Consider the following 6,768-nt stretch of genomic DNA (forward strand, 5'->3'; position numbering starts at 1 on the left):
TGCGGTCAAGGTCGCTCGTGCCGTAGGCGGAGGCGTAGCCGCCGGCGGCCTGGACGAGGCTTGCGGCAATGCGCGGATGCGCGCCCGCCCAGTTGTCGGAGGCAAAATGCATGTCGATGTCCGGGAAATGTCCCGCTCCTTGATTGGTTCGCCGAGACCATAATGGAGAAAATATGGCGATCAACGCCGGGCGTGTTTAACGGCATGCGAAACGCGGTTTTTGAAATCTCCGTACGAATTGTGTCGCGAACCGGTAATATTCTTTCTCTTGGTGGGGGGGGACCCCGCAATCTTCCGTCCTTTCCGCTCAAGAATTTTCGATATTGCCCTTGCGATCGCGGCGGCTTTCTGGCATAGAACCTACGAAATAGGACAGTCTTGCTGTCCTATTTCGGTCTGCTGACCGAGCCGCCGTGGATCTGCACGCGATCCCGGCATGCCGCACGGCATCCGACGGGTTCGGGTGCCGATGGCGGCAAGACGGTCACCGACAGTTTCTACCCGGCCGGGAGGCGCTTTGGTTTGCGACCGGATCGGGTTCATGCAACGATAACGCCCGCGTGGCTGGATTGCGAAAGAGCAACCGGCCGGCACGCGGGCGACACGGCTGCCCGCATGAGGCCGGGCACGACAGGAGGGACGACGATGACGGAGATGACGCCATCCGAAATGATCGGTCACGGGCTTGAGCAGCATGCCGCCGCCAAGGCCACGACGCCCGCCTTCCGTTCCGGCCTGCCGCGCAAACAGGGCCTTTACGACCCGCGCAACGAGCACGACGCCTGTGGCGTCGGCTTCGTCGCCCATCTGAAGGGCGTCAAGTCGCACCAGATCGTCAAGGACGGGCTCTTCATGCTCGAGAACCTGACGCATCGCGGCGCCGTCGGCGCGGACCCGCTGATGGGCGATGGCGCCGGCATCCTCGTGCAGATTCCCGACCGCTTCTTTCGCGAGGAGATGGCCGGACAGGGCGTTTCCCTGCCGCAGGCGGGCGAATATGCCGTCGGCCACATCTTCATGCCGCAGGATGAAAAGCTCGTGGCGCATTTCAAGACGGTGATCGCCGACGTTGTCGCCGAGGAGGGGCAGGTCCTGCTCGGATTCCGCGACGTGCCGGTCGACAACTCGTCGCTGTCGAAGGCGCCGGAGATTGCGGCGACCGAACCGCGCCATGTCCAGGTGTTCATCGGTGCCGGCGGCGAGGCGGCGACGAACGGCGAATTCGAACGCCGGCTCTTCACGCTGCGCAAGGTGATCTCCAACCGCATCTACGACGAATACAAGGGCGAAGAGAGCGGCTTTTACCCGGTGTCGCTGTCATCCTCGACGATCGTCTACAAGGGCATGTTCCTCGCCTATCAGGTGGGCGCCTATTACAAGGACCTCGCCGATCCGCGCTTCGAGAGCGCGGTGGCGCTCGTGCACCAGCGGTTTTCGACCAACACCTTCCCGTCGTGGAAGCTCGCGCATCCCTACCGCATGGTCGCCCACAACGGCGAGATCAACACGCTGCGCGGCAACGTCAACTGGATGGCGGCGCGCCAGGCGTCGGTTTCCTCGCCGCTCTTCGGTGACGACATCTCGAAGCTCTGGCCGATCTCCTATGAGGGGCAGTCGGACACCGCCTGCTTCGACAACGCGCTCGAGTTCCTTGTCCGCGGCGGTTATTCCATGGCGCATGCCGTCATGATGCTGATCCCCGAGGCCTGGGCCGGCAACCAGCTCATGACGCCGGAACGCAAGGCCTTCTACGAATATCACGCCGCGCTGATGGAGCCGTGGGACGGACCGGCGGCCGTCGCCTTCACCGACGGCCGGCAGATCGGCGCGACGCTCGACCGCAACGGGCTGCGTCCGGCGCGCTACCTGGTCACCGACGACGATCGTGTCATCCTCGCCTCCGAGGCCGGCACCCTGCCGGTCAAGGACGAGAGCATCGTCAAGAAGTGGCGGCTACAGCCGGGCAAGATGCTGCTCATCGACATGGAGCAAGGCCGCATCATCTCCGACGAGGAGGTGAAGTCTTCGCTCGCCTCGAAGCATCCCTATCGCCAGTGGCTCGACCGCACGCAGCTGATCCTCGAGGACCTGCGGCCCGTCGAGCCGCGGGCGCTGCGCCGCGACGTGTCGCTGCTCGACCGGCAGCAGGCCTTCGGCTACACGCTGGAGGATACCAAGCTTTTGATGTCGCCGATGGCGACGACGGGGCAGGAGGCGATCGGCTCCATGGGCACCGATACGCCGATTTCGGCGATGTCGGACAAGCCGAAGCTGCTCTACACCTATTTCAAGCAGAACTTCGCCCAGGTGACGAACCCGCCGATCGATCCGATCCGCGAGGAACTCGTCATGAGCCTTGTCTCGTTCATCGGGCCGCGCCCGAACATCCTCGACCACGAGGGGGCGGCGAACGCCAAGCGCATGGAGGTACGCCAGCCGATCCTGACGAACGGCGATCTCGAGAAGATTCGCTCGATCGGTCATACCGAGGACCGCTTCGACACGAAGACGCTCGATTTCACCTATGACGTCTCGCGCGGTGCGGAAGGCCTGCCCGAGATCCTGGAGCGGCTCTGCGAGCGCGCGGAAGCGGCGGTCAAGGGCGGCTACAACATCATCGTGCTTTCCGACCGGCAGATCGGCCCGGACCGCGTGGCAATCCCGGCGCTGCTCGCGACGGCCGCCGTGCACCACCACCTGATCCGCAAGGGGCTGCGCACCTCGGTCGGCCTCGTCGTCGAATCCGGCGAACCGCGCGAGGTGCACCACTTCTGCCTGCTTGCGGGCTACGGGGCGGAGGCCATCAACCCCTATCTCGCCTTCGATACGCTCACCGACATGCACAAGCGCGGCGAGTTTCCGAAGGAGGTCGATGCGGGCGAGGTCGTCTATCGCTACATCAAGGCAATCGGCAAGGGCATTTTGAAGGTCATGTCCAAGATGGGCATTTCGACCTACCAGTCCTATTGCGGCGCACAGATTTTCGACGCCATCGGCCTGTCGTCCGAACTGGTGGACAGGTATTTCTTCGGCACGGCGACCACCATCGAAGGCATCGGGCTCGAGGAGATCGCGACGGAAACCTATGCCCGCCACCAGGCGGCCTTCGGCCGCGACCCGCTGCTCGCCAACACACTCGAGATCGGCGGCGAATATGCCTACCGCATGCGCGGCGAGGGCCATGCCTGGACCCCGGACGTCGTCGCCTCGCTGCAGCATGCGGTGCGCGGCAATGCCGCCGACCGCTACAAGGAGTTCGCCGATCTGGTGAATGCCTCGTCACTGCGCATGAACACGATTCGCGGCCTGTTCTCCATCAAGGATGCCGCGGCCGCCGGCCGCACGCCGGTGCCGCTCGACGAGGTGGAGCCCGCCTCCGACATCGTCAAGCGCTTCTCGACGGGCGCCATGTCCTTCGGCTCGATCAGCCGCGAGGCGCACACGACGCTTGCCATCGCGATGAACCGGATCGGCGGCAAGTCGAACACCGGCGAAGGCGGTGAGGAGGCCGACCGCTACCTGCCGCTGCCGGACGGTTCGATGAACCCCGAACGTTCGGCGATCAAGCAGGTTGCCTCGGGCCGGTTCGGCGTCACGACCGAATATCTCGTCAATGCGGACATGCTGCAGATCAAGGTCGCGCAGGGCGCCAAGCCCGGCGAGGGCGGCCAGCTGCCGGGCCACAAGGTGGATGCGACGGTCGCCAAGACCCGGCATTCCACGCCGGGCGTCGGCCTCATCTCGCCGCCGCCGCACCACGACATCTATTCGATCGAGGACTTGGCGCAGCTCATCTACGACCTCAAGAACGTCAATCCGGAGGCGGACGTCTCGGTCAAGCTCGTCTCGGAGGTCGGCGTCGGCACGGTTGCGGCCGGCGTTGCCAAGGCACGCGCCGACCACATCACGGTCGCCGGTTTCGACGGCGGGACCGGCGCCTCGCCGCTCACCTCGCTGAAGCATGCCGGCAGCCCCTGGGAGATCGGCCTTGCCGAGACGCACCAGACCCTCGTGCTCAACGGGCTTCGCTCCCGCGTGGCGCTGCAGGTCGATGGTGGTCTGAAGACGGGACGGGACGTGATCGTCGGGGCGCTGCTCGGCGCCGACGAATTCGGCTTCGCGACCGCGCCGCTGATCGCCGCCGGCTGCATCATGATGCGCAAGTGCCACCTCAACACCTGTCCGGTCGGCGTGGCGACGCAGGATCCGGTTCTGCGCAAGCGCTTCAAGGGCGCGCCGGAGCATGTGATCAACTACTTCTTCTTCGTGGCGGAAGAGGTGCGCGAAATCCTGGCCTCGCTCGGCGTGCGCTCGCTGAACGAGATCATCGGCGCGTCCGAACTGCTCGAAAAGGAAGGCATGATCTCGCACTGGAAGGCGAACGGCCTCGATTTCAGCCGCATCTTCCACAAGGTCGATGCACCGAAGGAGGCGACCTACTGGACCGAGCGTCAGAACCACCCGATCCACGACATCCTCGACCGCGGGCTGATCGAACGGGCGAAGCCGGCGCTCGAAACGAAGACGCCGGTCGCCATCGAGGTCGAGATCAAGAATGTCGACAGATCGGCGGGCGCGATGCTGTCGGGGGCGGTCGCCAAGCGCTATGGCTTCAAGGGTCTCAAGGACGACACCATCGCCGTCACGCTGCGCGGCACGGCCGGCCAGTCCTTCGGCGCGTTCCTCGCGCGCGGCGTCACGTTTGATCTGATCGGGGCGGGCAACGACTATGTCGGCAAGGGCCTGTCGGGTGGCCGCATCGTCGTGCGCCCGCCGACGGAAAGCAGGACGGTGGCGCACGAGTCGATCATCGTCGGAAACACCGTGCTCTACGGCGCGATCGCCGGCGAATGCTACTTCAACGGGGTTGCCGGCGAGCGTTTCGCGGTGCGCAACTCCGGCGCGATCGCCGTCGTGGAGGGCGTGGGCGACCACGGCTGCGAATACATGACCGGCGGTGTCGTCGTCGTCATCGGCCAGACGGGCCGCAATTTCGCCGCCGGCATGTCGGGCGGCGTCGCCTATGTGCTCGATGAAGAAGGCGATTTCGCCCGCCGCTGCAACATGGCGATGGTCGAGCTCGAGCCGGTGCCGGAGGAGGACGACATGCTGGAGAAGCTGCACCACCACGGCGGCGACCTCATGCACAAGGGGCGCGTCGACGTCTCAGAGGACATGACGCGCCACGATGAGGAGCGCCTCTACCAGCTCGTCTCCAACCACCTGCACTATACGGGTTCGCCGCGGGCCAAGGAGATCCTCGACCAATGGGCCGAGTATCGGCCGAAATTCCGCAAGGTCATGCCGGTCGAGTACCGCCGCGCGCTCGAAGAGATGGAGCGCATGAGGATGGGGATCGCTGCCGAATAGGCGGCGGTTCGTAAACCGTCACCGGCGGGTTTTGCCCGGTGTCGCGGTCGCGGATCCCCGGAATCGCGGCCGTTGGTCAACGGCGAGATCAGCATCGAATTCATCGTACTGGGATTGGTGGCGGGGGCTGCCTACCGGTACTGGGGCCCGGCAGGCGCTCCGCTTTGACGTGAGGACTTTTGAAGTGGGCAAGGTTACAGGTTTTCTCGAGATCGACCGGCAGGTGGCGAAGTACCAGCCGGCTTCCGACCGTATTCGCCATTTTCGCGAATTCACGATCCCGATGTCGGATCAGGAGGTCCAGAAGCAGGCCGCGCGCTGCATGGACTGCGGCATTCCCTATTGCCACGGCCCGACGGGGTGTCCGATCCACAACCAGATCCCCGACTGGAATGATCTCATCTACAACAACAACTGGGACGAGGCGATCCGCAACCTGCATTCGACCAACAACTTCCCGGAGTTCACCGGCCGCGTCTGCCCGGCGCCCTGCGAGGAGGCCTGCACGCTGAACCTCGAGGACGCGCCGGTCGCCATCAAGACCGTCGAGCAGGCGATTGCCGACAAGGCCTACGAGATGGGCTATATCGTGCCGCAGCCCGCGACGGTCAAGACCGGCAAGAAGGTGGCGGTGATCGGCTCCGGACCGGCCGGCATGGCGGCCGCACAGCAGCTCGCGCGCGCCGGGCACGAGGTCCACGTCTTCGAGCGTGAATCGAAGGCCGGCGGCCTGCTGCGCTATGGCATCCCGGATTTCAAGATGGAGAAGAACTTCATCGATCGCCGCGTCGAGCAGATGAAGGGGGAAGGGGTGACCTTCCACTACGGCGTCAATGTCGGTGTCGACCTGCCGGTCGATGCGCTGCTCGCCGAGCATGATGCCGCGGTTTACTGCGGCGGCTCCGAGACGCCGCGCGACGCGGGCATTCCGGGCGTGGATTTCGCCGGCGTGCACGACGCGATGCCCTATCTCGTCCAGCAGAACCGCCGCATCGGCCGGGAAAATATCGACAGCGTCGGCTGGCCGTCGGATCCGATTCTGGCCGGCGGCAAGCACGTGGTCGTCGTCGGCGGCGGCGACACGGCGTCCGACTGCGTCGGCACGGCCTTCCGCCAGGGCGCCGTCAAGGTCACCCAGCTCGACATCCGGCCGCAGCCGCCGGAGAAGGAGGACAAGCTCGCCGTCTGGCCGTTCTGGGCGACGAAGATGCGCACCTCCTCCTCGCAGGCCGAGGGCGCCGTGCGCGAGTTCCAGGTCGGCACGCTCGAATTCGTCGGCGAGGACGGCGTGCTCACGGGCGTGAAGTGCTGCCAGGTGGACGATCGGCGCAAGCCGATCGCCGGTACCGAGTTCGTCATCAAGGCCGATCTCGCCTTCATCGCGATCGGCTTCCGCGG

At 65.3% G+C, this 6,768-nt stretch carries 2 protein-coding genes and 1 pseudogene; 2 read left to right on the forward strand and 1 reads right to left on the reverse strand.

Annotation, left to right across the window (positions count from 1 at the left end):
* Positions 1-112 (reverse strand): annotated as a pseudogene (locus LXM94_RS25115) (low specificity L-threonine aldolase); the annotation flags it as partial.
* Positions 113-645: 533 nt separating this feature from the next.
* On the opposite strand from LXM94_RS25115, the gene gltB reads away from it, so the two are divergent.
* Together gltB and LXM94_RS25125 are read left to right on the forward strand one after the other, a co-directional pair.
* The gene (gltB, locus tag LXM94_RS25120) at positions 646-5,370 is read left to right on the forward strand and encodes a glutamate synthase large subunit (RefSeq protein ID WP_235774529.1); all 4,725 of its coding nucleotides are present in this window, start codon (positions 646-648) and stop codon (positions 5,368-5,370) included.
* Between the two features lie 184 nt (positions 5,371-5,554).
* Positions 5,555-6,768, forward strand: a 1,214-nt coding sequence (locus LXM94_RS25125) for a glutamate synthase subunit beta (protein ID WP_235774531.1), incomplete at its 3' end; no start/stop codon positions are given.

The sequence above is a fragment of the Rhizobium alarense genome (assembly GCF_021555155.1).
GTDB lineage: Bacteria > Pseudomonadota > Alphaproteobacteria > Rhizobiales > Rhizobiaceae > Rhizobium_D > Rhizobium_D alarense.

Bases quoted from the DNA above. Each gene is read 5' to 3' on its own strand.
- gltB (WP_235774529.1), top strand. From the start codon at position 646: ATGACGGAGATGACGCCATCCGAAATGATCGGTCACGGGCTTGAGCAG.